The 23609-nt window shown below is 62.8% G+C and carries 20 protein-coding genes; 12 read left to right on the top strand and 8 right to left on the bottom strand.

Annotated features, from left to right (window positions below; genetic code table 11):
• Window positions 1-137: 137 nt before the first annotated feature.
• Entirely contained in the window at window positions 138-1427 is a 1290-nt protein-coding gene (locus LUB09_RS07950) for an MFS transporter (protein ID WP_209986517.1), read from the bottom strand.
• Window positions 1428-1833: 406 nt separating this feature from the next.
• Here LUB09_RS07950 and LUB09_RS07945 point away from each other — a divergent pair, with 406 nt between their 5' ends.
• Window positions 1834-2238 carry an acyl-CoA thioesterase gene (locus LUB09_RS07945; protein ID WP_003176975.1) on the top strand — a complete coding sequence of 135 codons (405 nt, stop codon included), beginning with the start codon at window positions 1834-1836 and terminating at the stop codon, window positions 2236-2238.
• Window positions 2239-2296: 58 nt separating this feature from the next.
• On the top strand, window positions 2297-3196 hold the full coding sequence (locus LUB09_RS07940) for a D-hexose-6-phosphate mutarotase (RefSeq protein WP_231422278.1): 900 nt from the start codon (window positions 2297-2299) through the stop codon (window positions 3194-3196).
• Window positions 3197-3307: 111 nt separating this feature from the next.
• Here the strand turns inward: LUB09_RS07940 and LUB09_RS07935 are convergent, their stop codons facing one another.
• The 5 genes from LUB09_RS07935 to LUB09_RS07915 form a co-directional block, all read right to left on the bottom strand.
• Window positions 3308-3844 carry a DUF3299 domain-containing protein gene (locus tag LUB09_RS07935; protein WP_050784921.1) on the bottom strand — a complete coding sequence of 179 codons (537 nt, stop codon included), beginning with the start codon at window positions 3842-3844 and terminating at the stop codon, window positions 3308-3310.
• Between the two features lie 77 nt (window positions 3845-3921).
• Window positions 3922-4167, bottom strand: a complete 246-nt coding sequence (locus LUB09_RS07930) for a GlsB/YeaQ/YmgE family stress response membrane protein (protein WP_057006311.1) — start codon at window positions 4165-4167, stop codon at window positions 3922-3924.
• A gap of 105 nt (window positions 4168-4272) precedes the next feature.
• A complete protein-coding gene (locus LUB09_RS07925) occupies window positions 4273-5358 on the bottom strand; it encodes a 5-(carboxyamino)imidazole ribonucleotide synthase (protein ID WP_231422277.1) in 1086 nt (361 codons plus the stop codon).
• 11 nt (window positions 5359-5369) lie between these two features.
• The gene (gene purE / locus LUB09_RS07920; protein ID WP_003231730.1) at window positions 5370-5861 is read right to left on the bottom strand and encodes a 5-(carboxyamino)imidazole ribonucleotide mutase; all 492 of its coding nucleotides are present in this window, start codon (window positions 5859-5861) and stop codon (window positions 5370-5372) included.
• Window positions 5862-6146: 285 nt separating this feature from the next.
• On the bottom strand, window positions 6147-7055 hold the full coding sequence (locus LUB09_RS07915; protein WP_010566930.1) for a LysR substrate-binding domain-containing protein: 909 nt from the start codon (window positions 7053-7055) through the stop codon (window positions 6147-6149).
• A 182-nt stretch (window positions 7056-7237) separates the two neighbouring features.
• Here LUB09_RS07915 and aspA point away from each other — a divergent pair, with 182 nt between their 5' ends.
• The 5 genes from aspA to LUB09_RS07890 all read left to right on the top strand — a co-directional run bounded on the left by aspA (window position 7238) and on the right by LUB09_RS07890 (window position 17215).
• Window positions 7238-8662 carry an aspartate ammonia-lyase gene (aspA, locus tag LUB09_RS07910; protein ID WP_209986528.1) on the top strand — a complete coding sequence of 475 codons (1425 nt, stop codon included), beginning with the start codon at window positions 7238-7240 and terminating at the stop codon, window positions 8660-8662.
• Between the two features lie 390 nt (window positions 8663-9052).
• Window positions 9053-10498, top strand: a complete 1446-nt coding sequence (locus LUB09_RS07905; protein WP_231422276.1) for an alanine/glycine:cation symporter family protein — start codon at window positions 9053-9055, stop codon at window positions 10496-10498.
• A gap of 77 nt (window positions 10499-10575) precedes the next feature.
• Window positions 10576-11553, top strand: coding sequence for an asparaginase (locus LUB09_RS07900; protein WP_209986536.1), 978 nt, complete (start codon window positions 10576-10578; stop codon window positions 11551-11553).
• Window positions 11554-11648: 95 nt separating this feature from the next.
• Window positions 11649-14204 carry a dermonecrotic toxin domain-containing protein gene (locus LUB09_RS07895; RefSeq protein ID WP_231422275.1) on the top strand — a complete coding sequence of 852 codons (2556 nt, stop codon included), beginning with the start codon at window positions 11649-11651 and terminating at the stop codon, window positions 14202-14204.
• Complete coding sequence (locus tag LUB09_RS07890) at window positions 14204-17215, top strand: dermonecrotic toxin domain-containing protein (RefSeq protein ID WP_231422274.1); 3012 nt, start codon at window positions 14204-14206, stop codon at window positions 17213-17215. Before LUB09_RS07895 ends, LUB09_RS07890 begins: the two co-directional genes overlap by 1 nt.
• 59 nt (window positions 17216-17274) lie before the next feature.
• Here the strand turns inward: LUB09_RS07890 and pdxR are convergent, their stop codons facing one another.
• Window positions 17275-18825, bottom strand: a complete 1551-nt coding sequence (gene pdxR / locus LUB09_RS07885; protein WP_231422273.1) for a MocR-like pyridoxine biosynthesis transcription factor PdxR — start codon at window positions 18823-18825, stop codon at window positions 17275-17277.
• Between the two features lie 90 nt (window positions 18826-18915).
• Between pdxR and LUB09_RS07880 the strand changes: the two genes are divergently transcribed.
• The 3 genes from LUB09_RS07880 to LUB09_RS07870 are packed head-to-tail and all read left to right on the top strand — an operon-like array spanning window position 18916 to window position 20679.
• Complete coding sequence (locus LUB09_RS07880) at window positions 18916-19554, top strand: FMN-binding negative transcriptional regulator (protein ID WP_231422272.1); 639 nt, start codon at window positions 18916-18918, stop codon at window positions 19552-19554.
• On the top strand, window positions 19551-19997 hold the full coding sequence (locus tag LUB09_RS07875) for a GNAT family N-acetyltransferase (RefSeq protein WP_231422271.1): 447 nt from the start codon (window positions 19551-19553) through the stop codon (window positions 19995-19997). Before LUB09_RS07880 ends, LUB09_RS07875 begins: the two co-directional genes overlap by 4 nt.
• Before the next feature lie 10 nt (window positions 19998-20007).
• Complete coding sequence (locus LUB09_RS07870) at window positions 20008-20679, top strand: GNAT family N-acetyltransferase (protein ID WP_209986549.1); 672 nt, start codon at window positions 20008-20010, stop codon at window positions 20677-20679.
• Between the two features lie 322 nt (window positions 20680-21001).
• On the opposite strand, the gene LUB09_RS07865 is transcribed toward LUB09_RS07870, so the two are convergent.
• Window positions 21002-21904: a homocysteine S-methyltransferase family protein gene (locus tag LUB09_RS07865; RefSeq protein ID WP_231422270.1), complete on the bottom strand. Its 903-nt coding sequence runs from the start codon at window positions 21902-21904 to the stop codon at window positions 21002-21004.
• Between the two features lie 114 nt (window positions 21905-22018).
• Between LUB09_RS07865 and LUB09_RS07860 the strand changes: the two genes are divergently transcribed.
• Together LUB09_RS07860 and LUB09_RS07855 are read left to right on the top strand one after the other, a co-directional pair.
• Entirely contained in the window at window positions 22019-22840 is an 822-nt protein-coding gene (locus tag LUB09_RS07860; protein ID WP_231422269.1) for an ABC transporter substrate-binding protein, read from the top strand.
• Window positions 22837-23607: an amino acid ABC transporter permease gene (locus tag LUB09_RS07855; RefSeq protein WP_209986554.1), complete on the top strand. Its 771-nt coding sequence runs from the start codon at window positions 22837-22839 to the stop codon at window positions 23605-23607. Before LUB09_RS07860 ends, LUB09_RS07855 begins: the two co-directional genes overlap by 4 nt.
• Window positions 23608-23609 lie beyond the last annotated feature (2 nt).

Here is a 23609-nt window from a genome sequence, read left to right as displayed (position 1 = left end):
GGATCGGGGCCAAGTATCGAGAGGCCGTGTGAACACTCTATGTCGAGAATATGACAGTTAGATGAAAGGCCACTATCGCAAGCAAGGGGGACTTGAGCGTCCCAAGGGGATTCCCACGCAAGCGTGGGACCCATCAATCAGCGTCCACGCTTCCAGAGGTACCCGCCCACCAGCGCGCCCATCACACACAGCGCGGCAACATAGTAGGCAGGACCCATCGGGCTTTCCTTCATCAGCAACGACACCGCCAGCGGCGTCAGCCCGCCGAAGATGGCGTAGGCCACGTTGTAGGAAAACGACAACCCGCTGAAACGCACCACCGGCGGGAAGGCTTTGACCATGACGTAAGGCACCACACCGATCACGCCGACAAACAGGCCGGTCAGGGTGTACAGCGGGAAGAGCCAGTTCGGGTGCTCGATGAGGCTGTGGTACAGCGTCCACGACGTCGCCAGCAGCAGCAGACAACCGCTGACCAGCACGCGCCCGGCACCGAAGCGGTCGGCCAGTGCGCCGGAAGCGATGCAACCCAGGCTCAGGGTCACGATGGCCAGGCTGTTGGCCTGCAGCGCTACTGTCGGGCTGAAGTGGTAGACGGTTTGCAGCACGGTCGGGGTCATCAGGATAACCACCACGACGCCGGCCGACAGCAACCAGGTCAGCAGCATCGACAGCACGATGGCGCCACGGTGGTCGCGCAGTACCGCACGCAACGGCAGCTCGGCGGCCAGGGCCTTGCGTTGCTGCATCTCGGCGAAGATCGGCGTTTCATGCAGCCAGCGCCGCAGGTACACCGACAGCAGGCCGAACACCCCACCAAGCAGGAACGGGATACGCCAGGCGTAATCCGAGACCTGCTCGGGGCTATAAAGCGTGTTGATGGCGGTGGCCACCAGCGATCCCAACAGGATGCCGGCGGTGAGGCCGCTGGTCAGGGTGCCGCAGGCGTAGCCAATGTGGCGCGGCGGAACGTGTTCGGAGACGAACACCCAGGCGCCGGGCACTTCGCCGCCAATGGCCGCGCCCTGGATGACGCGCATCAACAGCAATAACAGCGGCGCCCACAGGCCGATCTGTGCGTAGGTTGGCAGCAGGCCCATGATCAGCGTCGGCACGGCCATCATGAAGATGCTCAGGGTAAACATCTTCTTGCGGCCCAGCAGGTCGCCGAAGTGCGCCATGATGATGCCGCCCAGCGGGCGCGCCAGGTAGCCGGCCGCAAAGATGCCGAAGGTCTGCATCATGCGCAGCCATTCGGGCATGTCGACGGGAAAGAACAGTTTTCCGACCACGGTGGCGAAAAACACGAAGATGATGAAGTCGTAGAATTCCAGCGCCCCGCCCAAGGCAGACAGCGACAGGGTTTTATAGTCGTTGCGGGTCAGCGGGCGCGAAGGTGGCGCACTGCTTGCGGGCACGGAGGACATGGCAAGGCTTCTCTTATAGTAATCAGCGTAATGAAGGACACACGCCGTGACGGGCGGCGGCTTGGCAAGATAGCAAATCGCTTGTAAAAGCACAGCGCCAGGAGAACAGTTGCGCGCAAAAGCCCCCGTACAGCGCTTGATTAATGACCAAATGAGTCCCCGGAGGTCGTAGTGACGCCAACCTGTGGATATACTCGGCCCTTGCAAGTGCAAGACCCGCAGTCTTGACGGGCTGCTGTGCCAAAACGCCGTTGGGTGCCATCCAGCCGATTTGGCAGAGTTTCCCTTCAGTACGCCTTACGAGAAACGCATCGAGCGGTGTATGTTGGTGCTGAAACGTTTTTTCGCAAGACGGCTATCCATTTGAAATACCCATGAAGCGTCACGGGTCAGAGGCACCCTCGGCATGATCGAACTCGAACAAGAAGATCCAATCCCGCAAGGCGATCTCGCCCTGCAAATCACCGCGCTCCCCCGTGAAACCAACGGTTTTGGCGATATCTTCGGCGGCTGGCTGGTTGCGCAGATGGACCTGGCTGGCACGGCAATGGCCAGCAAGGTCGCCGGTGGTCGCGTGGCCACCGTGGCGATTGATCGCATGGCCTTCCTGGTACCGGTGGCGGTGGGCGCGCAGTTGTCCTTCTATACCCAGGCCCTGGAAATCGGCCGCAGCTCGATCCAGATGATGGTCGAAGTGTGGAGCGACGACCCGCTGTCCAGTGAATGGCGCAAGGTGACCGAGGCGGTCTTCGTGTTCGTCGCCATCGATGGCAGTGGTCGCACCCGCTCGGTGCCGTCACGCGCGCGTTAAACCTCGCGCGGTTTTGACGGTCCATTGCCCCATTGCCTGCCATTGAGAGAGCTGTGACATGCCGACGCCCCACGTTGAAACCGTAAAGATCGACGAGCTGGACTGCTGGCGTATTCGCCACAACGGCGCCGAACTGATGGTGGCCCAACAGGGCGCGCATATCTTCAGCTATCAGCGTCAAGGCGAGCAGCCGCTGATATGGCCGAACCCCGACGCGGTGTTCAAGCAAGGCAAAGGCATTCGTACCGGTGTGCCGGTGTGCTGGCCATGGTTTGGCGTGTTCGACCGCAACCCGCAGAGCGTGAAGGCGATGCGCCAGAGCGAACAGCCGGCCGGTGCCCATGGCTTTGTGCGAACTGCGATCTGGGAATTGGCTGCGACCGAACTCGAAGGTGAAGCACTGCGTGTGGACCTGGTCCTGCCAGCGCCTGTCGGCGGTTTTCCTGGCTGGCCCCATCAGGTCGACCTGAAGCTGAGCCTGCTGCTGGACGACCCACTGCACATCCGCCTGACCAGCCACAACCGTGACGACCACACCGTGACACTCAGCCAGGCGCTGCACACCTATTTCGCGGTCAGCGATGTGCGCAACGTGCAGGTTGAGGGTCTGGATGGCCTGACGTATATCGATACCGCCGATGGCTGGACCGAGAAACAGCAGTCCGGCCTACTACCGTTCGCCGCCGAGACCGACCGTATCTATCTCGACACTCCGACGCAGCTCAACATCGTCGACAAAGACTGGCAGCGCCGCATCCAGCTCACCAGCCAGGGCTCCCACTCCACCGTCATCTGGAACCCCTGGACCGAACGCGCCAAAGCCTTCGACGACATGGCCAACGATGGCTGGACGGGCATGTTGTGCATCGAGACGGCGAATGTGCTGGATGATGTGGTGGCATTGGCCCCGGGCGAAAGCCACACCCTGGCCGTGAGCATCACAACCCTCCCCCTGTAAACCCGATTCAACTGGGGGAGCTGGCTTGCCTGCGATAGCATCACCTCGATATTACTGACACACCGAGGCGTCTGCATCGCAGGCAAGCCAGCTCCCGCACGGGCAGGTTTCTTACAGGTCGGATTCCTTCACTACGCGGACCTTGCCCGCGTCCAGCGCATACGCCGCATCCGCCAGATCGTTATTCACCTTCTCCACCTTCAACGTTCCCGTGACCCACAGCGGCGTGTAGATATCATCCAGCTTCAGCCCCTTGGGATAGCGCACCAGCACCAGCTGGTTGGGCGGCGGTGGCGGCACGTGGATACAGGCGCCCGGGTATGGCACCAGGAAGAACAGCGTGCTGCGACCCTTTGCATCGGTTTCCAGCGGCACCGGGTAGCCGCCGATGCGGATGTTCTTGCCGTTCATGGCGGCCACCGTCTTGGTGGAATACATCACCGCCGGCAACCCCTTGCTTTGCTTGAGGCCACCCTTGTCGGTGAACGTGCCTTGGGCTTCGGGGGAGTTATGGTCGATCTCGGGCATGGCTTCGAGGGCTTTCTGGTCCGACAGGGGCATCAGGTCGAGCCAGTCGGTTTCCGGCAGTTCACCGGCGTGCGCCAGGCCTGAGCCCAGCAAGAGGAGTGTCAACAGTAGACGGCGCATGGAGAAGCTCGGCAAATTCAAGTGCCGAGTATTCTAGCCCTCTGCGCCTGCGCAGCGCAGAGGACTTTGTCGGCTGATTACTTCCTTTTGATCAGGCCGTAGATCACCAGCAGTACGATGGCACCGACCAGTGCGCCGATGAAGCCTGCGCCTTGACCGGCCTGGTAGATACCCAGCGCCTGACCACCGTAGGTCGCGGCCAGGGAGCCGGCGATACCCAGCAGGATGGTCATGATCCAGCCCATGCTGTCGTCGCCGGGCTTGAGGAAGCGCGCCAGCAGGCCGACGATCAAGCCGATAAAGATGGTTCCGATGATACCCATGGCATTTCCCTCTGATTGGTGTGAGTCATGCCAAAGCCTGGTCAGGCTTTGCCATCCTGCAATCAGAGGGACGGCGGCAACCAATGGTTCCCGTCATCGCCAGGCTTATTGTTCGGCGATCAGCGCTTCGACCTTGAGGATCTGCGCCTGCAGCGTCGCACGGTCCTTGCAACGCAGGTTGGCGTGGCCGACCTTGCGCCCGGCCTTGAAGGCCTTGCCGTAGTGATGCAGGTGGCAATCATCGATGGCGATCACACGCTCCACGGGCGGCACCGAACCGATGAAATTGAGCATGGCGCTCTCGCCGACTTTGGCCGTGGAGCCCAGCGGCAAGCCCGCCACCGCCCGCAGGTGGTTTTCGAACTGGCTGCACTCGGCGCCTTCGGTGGTCCAGTGCCCGGAGTTGTGCACCCGTGGCGCGATTTCGTTGGCCTTGAGGCCACCGTCCACTTCAAAGAACTCGAAGGCCATCACCCCGACGTAGTCCAGCTGCTTGAGCACGCGGCTGGAATAGTCTTCGGCCAGGGCCTGCAACGGGTGATCGGTACTGGCCACGGACAGCTTGAGGATGCCGCTGTCGTGGGTGTTGTGCACCAGCGGGTAGAAAAGGGTTTCGCCATCGCGGGCACGCACGGCGATCAGCGACACTTCGCCGGTGAACGGCACGAAGCCTTCCAGCAGGCAGGCGACGCTGCCCAGCTCGGCGAAGGTGCCCACCACGTCGGCCTCGGTGCGCAGCACTTTCTGGCCCTTGCCGTCGTAACCCAGGGTGCGGGTCTTGAGCACCGCCGGCAGGCCGATGCGGGCGACGGCGGCGTCCAGGTCCGCCTGGGACTGAATGTCGGCGAAGTCCGGGGTCGGAATACCCAGGTCCTTGAACATGCTCTTTTCGAACCAGCGGTCGCGCGCAATACGCAGTGCTTCGGCGCTCGGGTACACCGGCACGAATTGCGACAGGAACGCCACCGTTTCAGCCGGGACACTTTCGAACTCGAAGGTCACCAGATCGACTTCCTCGGCCAGTTGGCGCAGGTGATCCGGGTCACTGTAGTCAGCGCGCAGGTGTTCACCCAGGGCCGCCGCGCAGGCATCCGGCGCAGGGTCCAGGAAAGCGAAGTTCATCCCCAGCGGGGTGCCCGCCAGAGCCAGCATACGACCCAGTTGGCCGCCACCGATTACACCGATTTTCATCAATAACAACCTCAGGCGATGCGTGGGTCTGGATTGTCCAGCACGCTGTCTGTCTGCTCGGCACGGAATTTTTTCAGCACCGCGTGGAACTGCGGGTGCTTGGCGCCGAGGATGCTGGCCGCCAGCAAGGCGGCGTTGATCGCGCCGGCCTTGCCGATCGCCAGGGTCGCCACCGGGATGCCGGCGGGCATCTGCACGATGGACAACAGCGAGTCCACGCCCGAGAGCATCGACGACTGCACTGGCACCCCAAGCACAGGCAGGTGGGTCTTGGCCGCACACATGCCTGGCAAATGCGCCGCACCGCCGGCACCGGCGATGATCACCTCGATGCCACGGGATTCTGCCTCATCGGCATACTGGAACAGCAGGTCCGGAGTGCGGTGGGCGGAGACCACCTTCACTTCGTACGCAATGCCGAGTTTTTCCAGCATATCGGCGGTGTGGCTAAGGGTGGACCAATCGGACTTGGAGCCCATGATCACGCCAACCAATGCACTCATCGTCGTGCCTCTTCTCTCTGGGCGCCCGCAGGCGCGTCAAAAAACAACAAGCCACGCAGGAAATCCGGCGTGGCTTGGTGTACGAAATAAGGCCGGTTGGACCGGCCGAAGGCCGCGCAGTATACCGTAATAATCGGGATAAACAGCCCCTTGGATGACCATCTGTCCAGCGGTGCAAAGTAGCGGTTTTATTGACTTAAGAGTCAGTCCAAAGCACCGCGAAATAATGTGGGAGAGGGCTTGCCCCCTCCCACATTTTGCCCTGTGTTGGGCCCGAGGTTGAACTCAGGTGTTTTGCGCGGCGCCACCTTCGAGCTTGCGCCACAACAACCGCACATTCGCCTTGCGCACCAACGCGCAGCGATACAGGCGAATCTCCAGCGGCACATGCCATTGCGGCCCGCCACACACCACCAACTCGCCTCGGGCCAATTCTGCCCGTACGCTCAGTTGCGGCACCCAGGCAATGCCCAGGCCTTCCAGCGCCATACTCTTGAGGCTGTCGGCCATCGCGGTTTCGTACACGGTGGTAAAACGCAGCGCGCGCTGGCGCAGCAGCAGGTGCACCGAACGGCCGAGGAATGCGCCGGCGCTGTAGGCCAGCAGCGGCACGCTGCCCTCGCCTTCGAGGTCGAACAGCGGCTTGCCGTCGGCATCGGCGGCGCACACCGGGAGCATTTCGGTGTTGCCCAGGTGCAGCGACGGAAAGATTTCGGCGTCCATCTGCATCGCGGCATCCGGGTCGTAGAACGCCAGCATCAGGTCGCAACCGCCTTCGCGCAGGGCGTGCACCGCGTCGCCGACGTTGGTGGCGACCAGCCGCGTGGCGATGTTCAAACCTTCGTTGCGCAGTTGGGCGATCCAGCGCGGGAAGAACCCCAGCGCCAATGAGTGGGCGGCGGCCACTTGCATGACTTCGCCCTGCCCGCCTTCCAGATGATGCAAATGGCGCAGCACTTCGCCCAACTGTTCGACCACCGTACGCGCGGTGACCAGAAACAGTTGCCCCGCCGCCGTCAGTTCCACCGGTGTGCGCGAACGGTTGACCAGCGTCAGGCCCAGCGCGGCCTCCAGGCTGCGGATACGCCGACTGAACGCCGGCTGGGTGACGAACCGCCGCTCCGCCGCCTGGGAAAAGCTGCGCGTCGCCGCCAGGGCGCTGAAGTCTTCCAGCCATTTGCTCTCAAGGTTCATCACTGCCTCCCAAGGCCACGCACCCATTTGGCACACACGCCCGTCATGATAGCCGGGTCACGCCGACATTATGCCGTTTGTGCATAGCCCAGTGTTTAACAGCATTGGCCCAAAAACGTCCACACGCCTAGCATTCGCAGCGTTCCGGCCTGTTCCGGGTCCCTATCGAGATGATTTCCGTCATGTCCTCCGCTGCATCATTCCGCACAGAAAAAGACCTGCTTGGCGTACTCGACGTACCCGCTCAAGCGTACTACGGCATCCAGACCCTGCGAGCGGTGAACAACTTCCGCCTCTCGGGCGTTCCGATTTCGCATTACCCGAAATTGGTGGTCGGTCTGGCAATGGTCAAGCAAGCGGCAGCGGATGCCAACCGCGAGTTGGGTCAGCTCAGCGAAGCCAAGCACGCGGCCATCAGCGAAGCCTGTGCCCGCTTGATCCGCGGCGATTTCCACGAAGAGTTCGTGGTGGACATGATTCAAGGCGGCGCCGGCACTTCAACCAACATGAATGCCAACGAAGTCATCGCCAATATCGCGCTGGAGGCCATGGGTCACCAGAAGGGCGAATACCAGTACCTGCATCCCAACAACGACGTGAACATGGCGCAGTCGACCAACGACGCCTACCCGACCGCGATCCGCCTGGGTCTGCTGCTGGGCCATGACGCGCTGCTGGCCAGCCTTGACAGCCTGATCCAGGCCTTCGCCGCCAAGGGTGTGGAATTCGGGCATGTGCTGAAAATGGGCCGCACCCAGTTGCAGGACGCCGTGCCGATGACCCTTGGCCAGGAATTCCGCGCCTTCGCCACCACCCTCGGTGAAGACCTGGCCCGCCTGAAAACCCTGGCGCCAGAGCTGTTGACCGAAGTGAACCTGGGCGGCACCGCCATCGGTACTGGCATCAACGCCGACCCGCGTTACCAGGCCCTGGCCGTACAACGCCTGGCCGTTATCAGTGGCCAGCCAGTAGTCCCGGCCGCGGACCTGATCGAAGCCACTTCCGACATGGGCGCCTTCGTACTGTTCTCCGGCATGCTCAAGCGTACCGCCGTGAAGCTGTCGAAGATCTGCAACGACCTGCGCCTGCTGTCCAGCGGCCCACGCACCGGCATCAACGAGATCAACCTGCCGGCCCGCCAGCCAGGCAGCTCGATCATGCCCGGCAAGGTCAACCCGGTGATCCCGGAAGCGGTCAACCAGGTGGCATTCCAGGTCATCGGCAACGACCTGGCGCTGACCATGGCGGCCGAAGGCGGCCAACTGCAGCTGAACGTGATGGAGCCGCTGATCGCCTTCAAGATCTTCGACTCGATCCGCCTGCTGCAACGCGCCATGGACATGCTGCGCGAACACTGCATCGTCGGCATCACCGCCAACGAAGCGCGCTGCCGCGAACTGGTGGAACACTCCATCGGCCTGGTCACCGCGCTGAACCCCTACATCGGCTATGAAAACGCCACCCGCATTGCGCGCATCGCCCTTGAAAGCGGTCGCGGCGTGCTGGAACTGGTGCGCGAAGAAGGCTTGCTCGACGACGCCATGCTCGACGACATCCTGCGCCCCGAAAACATGATCGCTCCACGTCTGGTCCCGTTGAAGGCCTGATGTCCGTTGCACTGCTCACCAGGTTGAGGGACTAGACACCTCTCACCTTTTGAGGGCCTGAAGGCTCGTTCTTCAGGCCCTTTTTTTTGCCTTGAGGTTGCGAAATGACGCCTATAAAAAATCCAACATCGCCCTGCAAACCCGACCTGTCCGATTCAGTGCTGCTGAAACCTTTAATCGGCCCGTGCAGACGGATCACGCGCGCCTAGGTATAGTGCCGCCCCTCATCGCGTCTGCGGCCATCGGTAACGAGGCCCGCAACAACGCGAAAGCGCATGAATAACAACACCCGCAAAAGGATTGGGGTCGAAGCATCGTGCACTGCCTGGTGCCGAGCGATGCATCGAACCGTCCTGCGTTTGCCATTAAAAAATCAGCGAGGAACACTCCATGCTCGAAGTCATCAACGACTTCCTCTCAGGGAAAGTACTGATCGTGCTCATTGTCGGGCTCGGTGGTTATTTCACGATTCGCTCGCGTTTCGTGCAGTTGCGCCACTTTTTCCACATGTTCTCGGTATTCAAAGACAGCCTGAAGAGCAGCTCCGGCCAACTCAGCTCGTTCCAGGCGCTGATGCTCAGCCTGGCGGGCCGCGTCGGTGCCGGTAACATCGCCGGCGTCGGCATTGCCGTGACCCTGGGTGGCCCGGGCGCCGTGTTCTGGATGTGGGTTACCGCGCTGGTGGGCATGTCGTCGAGCTTTATCGAATGCTCCCTGGGCCAGTTGTACAAGCGCACCGACGCTGACGGCGCCTACCGTGGCGGCCCGGCTTATTACATCCAGCACGGTCTGCACAAACGCTGGCTGGGCATGGTCATGGCGTTCCTGCTGCTGGTGACCTTCGGCTTTGCCTTCAACGGCCTGCAAGCCCACGCCGTGACCCACTCGCTGAACAATGCCTTCGGCCTCGACACCACCTACACCGGCCTTGCGCTGGCGGTGTTGCTGGGCCTGGTGTTCATCGGCGGGATCAAGCGCATCGCCTCGATAGCCGACCTGCTGGTGCCGGTCAAGACCCTCGTGTACATCGCCGTAACCCTTTACGTGATCGTGCTGCAGTTCGACCACGTACCGGCCATGCTCGCGACCATCGTCAAGAGCGCGTTCGGCCTCGACCAGGCCTTCGGTGGCCTGGTGGGCAGTGCAATCATCATGGGCGTAAAACGCGGCGTGTTCGCCAACGAAGCAGGTCTGGGCAGTGCGCCCAACGTGGCCGCCGTCGCTTCGGTAGAGCACCCGATTGCCCAGGGCGTGGTGCAGGCGTTCAGCGTGTTCCTCGACACCTTCGTGATCTGCACCTGCACCGCGTTGCTGATCCTGCTCTCCGGCTTCTACACACCCGGCTTTGAAGGCGACGGCATTGCCCTGACCCAGAACTCCCTGGCCGCCGTGGTCGGTGACTGGGGCCGCATGTTCATCTCGGTGGCCCTGGCGTTGTTCGTGTTCACCTCGATCATGTACAACTACTACCTGGGCGAGAGCAACCTGCGCTTTCTGGTCGGCAATAACCGCAAGGTGTTGATGGGCTATCGCGCGCTGGTGCTGGTGCTGATCTTCTGGGGTTCGATCGAGAACCTGAGCACCGTATTCGCCTTCGCCGATATCACCATGACCCTGCTCGCGTTCGTCAACCTGTTCGCCCTGGCGTTCCTGTTCAAGATCGCCATGCGCATCCTGAACGACTACGACGACCAGCGCGCAGCGGGCATCAAGACGCCGGTGTTCGACTCCAGCCAGTTCCCGGACCTGGACCTGGACCGCAGCGCGTGGCCGGCCAATCCTGTGAAGCCGCAGCAGGCGCCAGCGGCTGAACTGAGCGCGCACCCACAGCGCTGAGCCTAGATAGATGACACGCCGCCCGGCCTTGGGCATGCTCGGGGCCCGGCGGCGTTTTTCGTTCAGGAGACTCTTTGATGCAATCAGCCAACAACGTGATGGTGCTCTACACCGGCGGCACCATCGGCATGCAGTCCAGCGCCAACGGCCTGGCACCTGCTTCGGGCTTTGAAGCGCGCATGCGTGAGCAGCTTGCCGAGGCGCAAGTACCCGCGTGGAGCTTTCAGGAGATGGCGCCGCTGATCGACAGCGCCAACATGACCCCAGCCTACTGGCAGCGCCTGCGCTGCGCAGTGATCGAAGCGACGGACGCCGGTTGCGACGCCGTGCTGATCCTGCACGGCACCGACACCCTGGCCTACAGCGCCGCCGCCATGAGCTTCCAATTGCTGGGCCTGCCGGTGCCGGTGGTGTTCACCGGCTCGATGCTGCCGGCGGGCGTGCCCGACAGCGATGCCTGGGAGAACGTCAGCGGCGCCCTGGCCGCCCTCGGTACAGGCCTGGCGCCGGGTGTGCACCTGCACTTTCACGGCGCGCTGCTGGCCCCCACCGCGTGCGCGAAAGTCCGCAGTTTCGGGCGCAATCCCTTTGCCGCCCTCAAGCGTCAGGGCGGCGTGGCACGCGCTACCGCTCTCCCGGCGGCGCTGGATTATCGCCAGCCGAAAACCCTGGCCAGCGTCGGCGTGCTGCCGCTGGTGCCGGGCATCGGCGCAGCGCAGTTGGACGGCCTGATCGACAGCGGCATTCACGGGCTGATTCTCGAATGCTTCGGCAGCGGTACCGGCCCCAGCGACAACCCCGACTTCCTCGCCAGCCTCCAGCGTGCGCAGGACAAGGGAATTGCCGTGGTCGCGATCACCCAATGCCATGAAGGCGGCGTGGAACTGGACATCTACGAAGCCGGCAGCCGCCTGCGCGGTGTGGGCGTGTTGTCCGGAGGCGGCATGACCCGCGAAGCGGCGTTCGGCAAGCTCAACGCGCTGCTCGGCGCCGGGCTGGATCACGCCGAAGTGCGGCGCCTGGTGGAAGCCAACCTGTGCGGCGAATTGGGCTGAGGCCCGCCCTTACATAATCACCGCCCTTTCTGACCGAGCGGTTCCTAGTATGGAAACCCCCCAGTTTCCATACTCAGGCTCGTCAGGAATTTTCCATGGCTTCAACGCTTCCCCCACACCCCAACCTCGCCGCCACGCTGCTGGCGCAACTGTCGGTCGGCCCCTCGTTTCGAGACGTCGCCGCCGTGTTGCTGCGCGAGCAACTGCGCGAGCGTTACCCGACACTGGACATCGACCCCGAAAACACACTGGTCGGCACCCCCGTGTGGGAAATCATCGAAGACCAAGTGGTGGCCCGCCCGCCACAGTTCCAGGCACTGACCAATGTACTGGCCAGGCAGGCGGTGCTGGCGGTACCGGCGCTCTACATCGAAGGCGAACACTTCCTCACCCGGCAACCCGTGGCCGACCCGCCCGTGCACGTGCCGGTGCGCATCGACGAAATCGCCGGCCTGATCAATGTGCTGGCGCCCGTGATGATCAGTGGCTACCAGGACCAGCAACTTGCGTACTGGAACGCCGACAACGGCAACAGCACGCCCCACTGGCAGCAACTGGCCAACACCCTGCGGCAAATGTGGAACGTGGATTGCGTCGTTGGCTGGGCTGAATCGGACTGCATCATGGCCCGCCAGCTGTTCCGCGCCCCGGACCTGACGACCAGGAGCGCCCAGGCCCCCTACGGCACCCGCGCCTACCTGATAGAAATGGAAGACATCGATGAGCAGGGCCAGGCTCGACACCTCTACCAACACCTGATCACGGTACTGGTCGGCACCCAGGACAGTAAAACGGTGATTCTCACCCACTCGCTGCTCGATGGCTTTGATCGGTTCACGTCCTTCGATCAACTGGGCGCCGCGCTGCCAACCACCCTGCATACGTCGACCGCCCACGACAAGATGCAGTGGCGACTGGTGGAACCGGCCGGCAATTATTTCGATTACCTGGCGTGCGCGTTGATTGCGGTGCAGATCGAAGCCATCGACGCGCTGGATTTTTCCGATGTACGCGGCGGCCACGCCAGCGCCGCGCCGCTCGCAGTGCCGCCCAGCGCTGCAGTGGCCGGTGCAGACGCCGACCTGCAGCATTACGAGCAAGCCCTGCCCGACTGGTTGAGGTCGGCCAGCATCTCGGACCTGAATGCCGGCTCGCGTCATCTCAAGGACCTGGCGACCCTGCATCGTCTCAATGAGGGCAGGACCCACCTGGACGGGATCGCGCCGATTCAGGCCTATGCCCTCAACCAACTGAACGCCGATATGCTCAGGGACCATCCCGACACCAGCCAACACCTGCTGGAAAAGGTCGAACTGGTGGTCAAGAGTCCGGTGGTGTGGGGCGCCTTTACCCTGCCAGGGCAGGTGGACACGACAGTGTTCAGCCTCACGGAGCTGGCCCTGCAAAACCTGATCGCCGTACCCCTGGGCAACAAGACCGTGCGGCGCACCAATGGCGGCGGGCTGCCGGCCTGGCTCACCGTCGACTATTTGGAAAGCCTGGTCAAACGCGCCGATATCGGCAGCACTTACCCGGCCCTGATCAACCGCCTGTTGTTGCAGGATGCCGATGAATCCAGGCGCCGCCGCATGCTCTACAACCAGCACCTGAAAGTGCAACTGCCGCTGCTGGCCCTGCAATGCAAAATACGCGGGGAACACGGCATCGATGAGCGCGGGTACCGCTATGTAGCCACGCTGATGCAAGCCCAGGCTACGGAGGGCCTGGTGGACGAGCAACCCATCGTGATCCGTGAATTGGCGTTTGCGCCGCAACGTCGCACCGACGCTGCGCCGGACAAGGTGACCAACATGTACATCATCGGGCCCAGGGATCCCGGCGCCGGCCCCTGCCTGCTCTACCGGCCGCTGCTTGACCCGCCGCTGATCCAGTATCCGTCAGCGGCCAACGCGCTGTATGCCATCCAGCAATCGTCGCAGTTGCGTGAATCGGTGCTGGCCTGGTTACCCGACGACGTGCGCGCGGACTACAGCCGCTACGTATTCCCCGGCGCGCTGCCATCGCCCTGGGCAGTAGCGGACTTCCTGGTCGAACCGCTCAAACTGTGGATCCTGAGTGGGCCCATGGCACTGGGAGGGCACGCCCTTGATGGCGATATCTTCGCCACCCTGTACACCGCCAACGCCACGGCACTGTTGACCCTGGCCGAACACCAGTCGGTGTCCAACGCTCAGGCACGCTGGGAAACCTTCAAGCGCGCCGGCTGGCTGATCTTCAACGCCGCCTTGCCGTTCATGGGCTCCACCGTTGGCGCCGCCGCGTGGATCTGGCAAATCATGGACCAACTGCAAGCGGTGGTTGACGCCCAGGCACACCGCCAGTCGCCCTGGGCCGCCTTCAGTGACTTGCTGCTCAACCTCGGCATGGCCATCTCATTGCTCGTCGTCACCCGCTCGACGCCACAGCGACGCGCAGCAACCAAACGCCCTGCGCCGCCATCCAGGCCCTCACCGCCCAGGCCTGTGCAGATCAAGCAACTGGCAAATATCTCTGCCGACAGCCCGAGCGCCGTTTCCATCCGACCGTTACTGGCCGCTGGCGCCATCAACTGCCGCTGCTGGCTCTGCAGTACAAGATTCGCAAGGCGTTCGAGCTCGACGAACTGGGTTATCGGTATGTGTGCGCCGTGATGCTCGACGACGCTGCGCAGCGCCAGGTGGACGGCTATGCAGTGGTCATCCGGCCCATGGCGTTGCGCCCCACAAGGCGGCTGGGCGCCGCCGCGGACCGCGTTGAAAATATGTTCATCATCGGCCCGCAGGACTCGAAGAACGGCCCTTGCCTGCTTTATCAGCCGCTATCCGGCGTCCCCCTGATGCAGTTTCCTTCACCGACCAACCTCCTGTATGCGATCAAACAGGACATTGCGCTGCGCCGGTCGGTCCTCGCCTGGCTGGCGGACGACGTGCGCAACGACTACGCGCAATTCGTCTTCCCTGGCAGCGTGCCCTCACCCTGGGTGCTGCCGGAACTGCTCAGCGCGCCCCTGAGTTCGTGGGTGATGAGCGGGCCTGTCGAGTTCGATACCCAGCCGCTGGACGGCGATGTGTTCACGGCACTTTACGAGGCCAACGCCCGCGCGCTGGTGACATTGGCGGATCGGCAATCGGTCTCGAATGCGGAGGCGCGCTGGGAGAGCTTCAAGCACGCCGGCTGGGTGCTGCTCAACGCGGCTTTGCCCTTCATGGGCCGCACGGCAGGCGCGGCGGCGTGGGTCTGGCAGCTTATGGACGATCTGCAGCAAGGTATCGATGCCAGGGAAAGTGGCGACACCTCCAGGGAGATCGGCGCCGCCGTGGATTTTTTCCTGACACTGGGCATGGCGCTGGCGCTGCACGTCAGCCAGCAGCACAGGCCCGCGGTTGCGCTTGAAAAAACTCCGGCGCCCAAGGCGCCGCTGCCGGCCAAACTGTCGATTATCCAGAAACCGACCCTCGATACCGCTGACCTGACCACCGCCCATGACATGAGCCTGCACACCAGCGGCGCGCTGACGCGCAGTCGGCTCAACCTGGCAGCGACGCTGGACAGTTTCGGCCTGCCCAAGCCGGATGGACTGGGCGACCCCAATGCCACACCGGGTGCCCATTTGCATCTTTATCAGAAGGGCCCGAAGTGGTACGCCCCGGTGGCACATCGCTGGTTTGAGGTGACCCTGGACGAAAACGATACGGTGCTGATCATCGATCCAAAAAACCCGGATCGCCTGGGCCCGCCGCTGGTCAACAACCGCCTCGGCCAATGGTTTATTGACACCCGCCTGCGCCTGCGTGGCGGCGGGCTGCGCAGCCGGCGGCAGAAGGGCCAGCGCCTGAGGCCGCCGAAAATCCATGACCTGCGCGAGAAACTGGATGCCTTCGATACCCGGCTGGAGCAGCGACGCCAGCAACTGGTGGACCTGCAGGAGGCGATCGAAAAGGCAGCCCCGGCCGATCGTGCACAGGTGCGCAGCACTTACCTCGCGAACGTGACCACTCGCCTTGAAGAATTGGACCTGCCGATCTCCCAGCTTAAATCGCTGAATATCCTCGATACCGTGCCGACTTTTCAGCAGGCCATGCTCGGCTACCTGGGCGACCAGATCATCCTGGCGCGCAGTGCCACCGCCGAACAAATGACCCATCTCGAAGAAGAGCTGCTGAGCGTCTATGACTACCTTGACCTTGAAGACTCGCCGTTGCCCCCCACGGCCCTTGAGAATTGTCGCCGCGTCGATGCGTCCATCCAGGCGGTAATAGAGCGCGCCAGCTACCTCGATGCACACCTCAAGGACGCACGCGCATTGGGCACCGACGGCGTGCTGTTTGCCGATCAACAGGCTTCGTACCTGCCCAGGTTGCCCGTGGATGACCTCAAGGCTTTTCGCATCACCCTGGCGCGTTTTCTGTGCTTGAACGAGGGCGCCGCGGCCAATGCACGTCCAACCCTGAACCAGATGGTCGACAGGGCAGACCTGGCGGTCCAGAGCCTGTGCGAGGTCCTGCAGCCGGACAACCCGGCTACGCTGGATGAGCAGATCCCGCTGCTCGACAGCCTGGTGGAGCAGTTTGCCGGACTGGATCAAAGCATGGCCGACTTGCCGGCCGACTTCCCGCAGGATGTGTACCGGCCAGCCCTTGAAACCCTGCAACAGCTCACTGAGCAATTCTTCCAACGGGCAACCCGACGGCTGACGAGCCTGTTGCGCGAACGCAAAGCGCTGGAATCGGCAATTGCCGGCCCGTCCAAACCTGCACCACACCCTCGGACAAGGGTGATCAAGACCCGTTTCAAGGGGGTGGTGGTGGGCGAGGAGCGCCCATCGCACAGCGGCGAGCCGGATACGCTGGTGGAGGTCAAGCAGCCCCTGACCGGCAAGGTGATAGCCCTGTTTCATGAGAAAGACGGCGTGTGGGTCGAACGCCGACGCGTGTCGCCACAGGCTGCGCGCGGGGTGGCGCGGGATGTGGCCGCCAGTATCGCTGGCGCTCAGGAGCTGCTTGATGATGTCGAACATTTCATCGAACGCACCAAAGGGCTGGCCGGCGACGCACGACGCCTGCCGGTCGAGGTCGAAGAACGCTTCCACCGCAAGGCCGATGAGTTGGAGCTGGCCAGCCGCGATATCGACTCGGCATTGACTGCCAGTAACCAGACCGAAAGCGGTTCGCCGTCGGCAGCACTGGCCAATCACAACCTCGACAGTGCCATCAAACGCCTCTACGCAGCGGGTCGCCGGGTCAAGCTGGACATGCTCAAGCAACGTCCCCCTACCGCCGCTCATGTCGAACTGCTGTACCGTGAAAAAGAGATCACCATCAAAGCGTTGCCGGGTGCGCGCAGCAAGCTCGCCGGGCGTCACAAAGACTACTTGAAGGAATACGAAATCCTCGACGCGCAAAACGCCAATGCGCTGTGGTATGCGCACTTTCATTACAAGGACCTGGTCAGTCCCGAGGAGAGCTACACCGCCGCGCACCTTAAAACCAAGGCGCAGCGGCGTCTGGGCGGCAAGTCTCAACCGCCCGGCCGCGGCGACGAGCGCGACAGCATTGCGGTGTACCGCAGTGAGATAAGCCCGCAACTGGCCCGATCACTGTTTTTTACCCCATCCGTTGCAGGAGCGGGGGCGCTCGCGAAAGCCTTCAAGGCAACGCATTGAATCGGGATGCACGCGTTATCGTTAACGTTCTTCGCGAGCAAGCTCGCTCCTACGGGGATTTAGCCACCCCATGCCTGGCGCAGACGCGCCAGGGCTAGCGCGATCTGCGCCGGGGGCACCGCGGCAAATCCAAGCACCAGCCCGGCGCGTTGGTCGGACGGGGTGCTGGAATCCGGTAACCAGTATTTGCTCAGGCCGGTGATCTCAACCCCAACCGCCTCGGCCTGCGTCAGCAATTGCTGTTCACGGGCGAGGCTGTCCACCCGCACGCTCAGGTGCAGGCCGGCGGCGACCGTGGGCAGGCAGCTCACGCCTGGCAATGGGCCCGGCCAGCCGCTGAGCAGCGCATCACGGCGGCTGAGTGCGGCGCGGCGCATGCGCCGGATGTGCCGCTGGAAATGCCCTGCCGCCATGAACTCGGCCATCACCACTTGGGTGCTGACCTCCGAGTGGCGCATGTCGACGGCACGGCGTCGGGAGAACGGTTGCACCAGACCCGGCGGCAGCACCAGGTAGCCCAGACGCAATGCCGGGAAGGCCATCTTGCCGAAGGTGCCGACATAGAGCACACGCCCGCTGCGGTCCAACGCCGCCAACGGCGCCAGGGGTGCGCCGCTGTAGCGGTATTCGCCATCGTAGTCGTCCTCGATCACCCAACCGCCGGTACGCTCGGCCCAGGCCAGCAGTTCCAGGCGTCGCGCCAGACTCATCACCACGCCCAGCGGATATTGATGGGCCGGGGTGACATAGACCAGGCGGCAATGCTCAAGGGCATTGAGCGCACCACAGTCGATACCTTCGCTGTCCACCGCCACGCCGTGCAATCGGCCACCGGCCACGGCAAATGCACGGGCGGCGGCCTGGTACCCCGGATTTTCGATGGCAACCGAGGCACCCGGCTCCACCAGCAGCTGTGCACAAAGGCTGATGGCCTGCTGCGCGCCATTGGTGATCACTATTTGCTCAGCCGTGCAGTGCAAGCCACGGGCGCTGCGCAGGTAGGCGGCGATCAAGCCGCGTAAACGCAAATCCCCTGCCGGATCGCCATAGCAGAGCTGTTGCAGGTCCGGCCTGCGCCAGAAAGCCGCGCTCAGCTTGGCCCACACTTCAAAAGGAAACAGATCGAATGCCGGCACACCCACACGAAACGCACGTGGCGCGCCACCAGGCGGGTGTGCCAGAGGGTGGTTTTGCACGCGTTCCAAGGCGCTGCTGTGGATAACTTGCGCGCAGGCAGCAGACGCTGAATCTGCACAATTTGTGGATAAAGCTGTGGGTAAGCCTGTTGATAAGCCTGTGGACAGTTTTGTGGATAGTTTTTTTGCCGGCGTGGCTGCACGCGGTAACCGGGCCACGTAGGTGCCGTCTCCGACCCGCGTTTCGATGAAGCCTTCGGCATACAACTGGTCGTAAGCGCGCACCACGCTGTTGCGGGAAATCCCGAACACTGCCGCCAGGTCGCGACTGGCCGGCAGCCGCGTGCCGCTGACCAGGCGTCCATCCAGCACTCGCTGGCGCAGGGCCTGATACAACTGGCGCGTCAGGCCCTGGCGACGGTCCAGTTCGATACCGATGGGGTTGAATGACAGGGGCGGCTCGATGGCGGGCATGGCATTGGACCTATCAAATGGGCCGGAGATGGCTCTTACAACGAACCATTAGCCTGCCTAGGATGCAGGCATTCGCCAAGGAAAACTTCCATGTACACACCCCGCGCCTTCGCCGTCGATGATCTGCCCGAACTCCAGCAATGGATCCGCCAAACCCGCCTGGCCCAGTTGGTGACGTTCGGTGAGCAAGGTCTGCTGGCCAGCCACCTGCCGCTGCTGCTCAACGCCGATGAGAGCCCCAATGGCACGCTCTACGGGCATTTGGCCAGGGCCAATCCACAGTGGCGCGACCTGCAAAATGGCGCCGAGGCTCTAGTGATTTTTGCCGGTGCCGAGGCCTATATCAGTCCGTCGTTCTATCCGGCCAAGGCCGAGCACGGCAAAGTAGTACCGACCTGGAACTACCTGGCGGTGCACGCTTACGGCAAAGCCGAGGTGTTCAGCGATGCGGCGCGCCTGCTCAATGTGGTCACGGCCTTGACTGATCGCCACGAGGCCCGGCGTGAGCAGCCATGGCAAGTCAGCGACGCGCCGGCCGACTATATTGACGGCATGCTCAAGGCCATCGTCGGCTTCGCGCTGCCCATCGAACGCCTGATCGGCAAACGCAAACTCAGCCAAAACCGCAGCCCGGCCGACATCGCTGGCGTACGCGAGGGCCTGGCGGCCAGCGACGAGGTGCGTGACCAAACTGTGTCCCGCCTTATTCCCCAGGGAGTCTCAGAATGAGCCCGATCAATATCCGCCTCGTCACTGCCGCCGACCACGACGCCTGGCTGCCGCTATGGCAGGCGTATCTGAAGTTCTACAACACCGAGCTGCCGCAGGCCGTCAGTCACAGCACCTGGCAACGCCTGATCGACCCCGGCGAACCGACTCATTCAGCGTTGGCCTGGCAGGATGACGAGGCCGTGGGCATGGTCAACTTCATCTACCATCGGTCCAACTGGAGCATCGAAAATGCCTGCTACCTGCAGGACCTGCTGGTGGCGCCGTCCCAACGCGGCACCGGCGTGGGTCGCAAGCTGATCGAGTTCGTGTATGCCACCGCCAGGGCCGACGGCTGTGCCAAGGTGCACTGGTTGACCCATGAGACCAATGCCACGGCGATCCAACTCTACGAACGTATCGCCGAACGCCCAGGCCTCATCCAATTTCGCCAAGCCCTTTAAGGAGCGCCGCATGTCCACTTCCCTCCCCGACTGGAAAGGCGTCCCGGCGCCTGCCGTGCAACGACTCGAAGGGCGTTTCATCCACCTGGAAAAACTCGACCCGGCGCAGCATGGCGACGACCTGTTCGACGCGCTGCAAGGCCCCGGCGCCGACCCCAGGCTGTGGGATTACTTGCCCTACGGCCCGTTCCCCGAGCGCGGCGCCTTCAACGCCTGGCTGGACAATCATGCCGCGCACAGCGACCCGTATTTTTTCACTGTGATCGACCGCGCGAGCGGCCGCGCCCAAGGCATCCTCAGCCTGATGTCCATCGTGCCCGAACACGGGCGCATCGAAATCGGCCACGTCACCTTTGGCGCACCGATGCAACGCTCGCCCAAAAGCACCGAGGCGGTGTACCTGCTCGCCAGGCACGCGTTCGACCTGGGCTATCGCCGGCTGGAATGGAAATGCAACAACGCCAACGACCGCTCCCGCTACGCAGCCGAACGGTTGGGATTCAGTTTTGAGGGGGTGTTCCGCCAGCACTCCGTGATCAAGGGCCACAACCGCGATACAGCGTGGTATTCGATCATCGACTCGGAGTGGCCGACGGTGGGTGCAGGATTTGAAGCGTGGTTGTCAGAGGCCAACCAGTCAGGCGCCAGCCAACTGAAAACCCTGGCAGAGTGCCGTGCCTGAACACAACACGGGAGGGGGCCTGCGCCCTCTTGTTAGACACAAAATAACGTGTCGATTTTAGCCTGGAGTTTCAGGCAGCCACACGCCTGTGGCGAGCGGGCTTGCCCCGCGTTGGGGTGCGAAGCGCCCCCAATCAAGCAAAACGCGGTGTACCTGATACGACTCAGCGTCTGGTTTTGGGGCTGCTGCGCAGCCCAACGCAGGACAAGCCTGCTCGCCACAGGGAATCTGCGCTTAACTGAACGGCATTAGGGCTTGCCCGCTCGCCACAAAAATTAGCCCGCTCGTCACGCAGCCTCCTGGATTTTCAGCCTGTGGTGAATCAGCGATTCAGTTGCTCGGCCAACACCGCAATATGCTCCGGCCCAATCCCGCAGCAGCCGCCCAGGTGGCTCGCGCCCCGCGCCTGCCAATCGGCGGCCCAGTGCAGGTAGCCCGGTGGGTCGAGGTCGTCGCGCAACGGGTCCAGGCCGTCGTTGGCCGTGGCCTCCTTGGGTTGCGGCGGGAAAGCATTGGCGTAGGCGCCGATCTGGATCGCCACCCCCAGGCGCTCGAAGGTGTGCCGGGCGGCATCAATCGCTGCGCCGATCACTTCCGGTTGGCTGCAGTTGAACAGCAGCACCTGCACGCCCAACTGCGCCGCCGCTTCGGCCGCCTCCGTCACCGGCTCGCCGGAGCGCAGGCGCGGGACGTCGTCGGTGTCTTCATCCTTCAAGGTAAACGACAGCCAGAACGGCTTGCCGTCCTGCGGCAAACCGGCATGAATCGCCCGCGCCTCGACGATTGAACTCTGAGTTTCCGCCAGCCAAAGATCCACATGGGGCGCCAGACCCCGCACCAACGGGCTCAGCAGTTCGTTCACACGCTCGGCCTGGAACAGATCCGGGCGGTAAGACCCGAACAGCGGCGGCAGCGAGCCCGCCACGCGCACAGCCTTGCCCGAAGCGTCCACCGCCCGCCGTGCCAGTTCTCCGGCGAGGGAAGCCAGTGCCTGGCCTTCTTCGGCAAACCGCGCTTCACCGATATGAAACGGCACCACGGCGTAGCTGTTGCTGGTAATCACGTTGGCGCCGCTGTCGATATACGCCGCGTGCACCGCCTCTACCGCTTGCGGCGCCTCGCTCAAGGCCAATGCCGACCACTCCGGCTGGCGAAAAGGCGCGCCACGGCGTTGCAGTTCGCGGCCCATGCCGCCGTCAAGAATTACTGTGCTTGCTGCGCCCATATGCTTTTTACTCATATGCTTATGAAAATAACTCACTATGAGAGTCGTTCTTATAACTATTTAATGCGTACCATCCGATTAATAACAACCTCTTTTTTATTCAGGTGTTCAATTTTGAAAATCAAACCGCTGCTGGCCCTGGGCCTGACACTGCTGGCTGCCTCCACCCAAGCCTTTGGCGGCGCCACACTGGACCGCATCGAGCAAAAGAAGGAACTGGTCGGCGTGCTGATGGAAAGCTACCCGCCGTTTTCGTTCCTCAATGACCAGAATCAGCTCGACGGTTTCGACGTGGACGTGGCCAAGGCCGTGGCGCAGAAATTGGGCGTGAAACTGCGTCTGGAAACCCCCTCGTGGGACGTGATCGCCGCCGGCCGCTGGAGCGGTCGCTATGACATTTGCATCTGCTCCATGACCCCGAGCAAGGCACGCGCCGAGGTGTTCGACTTCCCGGTGGAGTACTACGCATCGCCTGCGGTGATCGTGGTCAATGCCCAGGATGACCGCATCCACGAGGCCAAGGACCTGAGCGGCAAGAAAGTCGGCCTCACCAGCGCCTCCAGCTACGAAAGCTACCTGAACAAGAACCTGGTGATCGAAGGCGCCGAAGACACGCAGCTGCAATACCCGTTCGAAGACGTGCAGATCGCACCGTACGATACCGACAACGTAGCCTTCCAGGACCTGGGCCTGGGCGCCGGTGTGCGCCTGGATGCGATCCTCACCAACCTGGTCACTGCACAGCCGCGCCTGAGCCAGGACAAACGCTTCAAACTGGCCGGCGCGCCGTTGTATTCGGAGCCCAACTCGGTGGCCATCGAGAAAGGCGACCCGCAGTGGGACAGCAAGGTGCGTGAGGTCTTCGCCCAGCTCAAACAGGACGGCACCTTGAGCAAGCTGTCGCAAAAATGGATCGGCGCCGACATCAGCCAATGAGTTTTCGCACACGGCTTTACCTGACCTGGGCAGCGCTGTTCGTCCTGTTTGCGAGTTTTTTCCTGAGCTTCGACCTGAAGTTTTCGATCATCCTCGACAAGCTGCCCAACCTGATCGGCCTGCATCTGGCGCCCAACGGGTTCCTGCAAGGCGCCGCACTCACGCTTTTCCTGTGCCTGTGCTCAATGCTGGCATCGTCGGTGCTGGGTTTCGTCACGGCCCTGGGGCGCCTGTCGAAAAGCGCGGTGGCATTTGGCATCGCAAGTTTCTACGCGTCGTTCTTTCGCGGCACGCCGCTGCTGATCCAGATTTTGCTGATCTACCTGGGTCTGCCGCAACTGGGCCTGGTGCCGGGCGCCATCGTTGCCGGGATCATTGCGCTGTCGCTCAACTATGGCGCCTACCTGAGCGAGATTTTCCGCGCCGGCATCCTCGGCGTGCCCCACGGACAACGCGAGGCCGCACTGGCCCTGGGCATGCGCGACAGTGCGATTTTCTGGCACGTCACCCTGCCCCAGGCCATGCGCACCATCATCCCGCCGGCGACCAACCAGTTCATCTCGATGCTCAAGGACTCGTCGCTGATCTCGGTGATGGGGGTGTGGGAAGTGATGTTCCTCGCGCAGTCCTACGGCCGCTCCAGCTATCGCTACATCGAGATGCTCACCACTGCGGCGATCATCTACTGGGTGATGTCCCTGGCACTGGAGTTGATCCAGGCGCGCATGGAGCGGCACTTCGGCAAGGGGTATATGCGGCGCGGTTGAAG

This window comes from Pseudomonas sp. Leaf59, assembly GCF_920984685.1.
Taxonomy (GTDB): Bacteria; Pseudomonadota; Gammaproteobacteria; order Pseudomonadales; family Pseudomonadaceae; genus Aquipseudomonas.
Note: the sequence above shows the minus strand (reverse complement) of the source record. Positions and strands in the feature narration are given on the sequence as shown.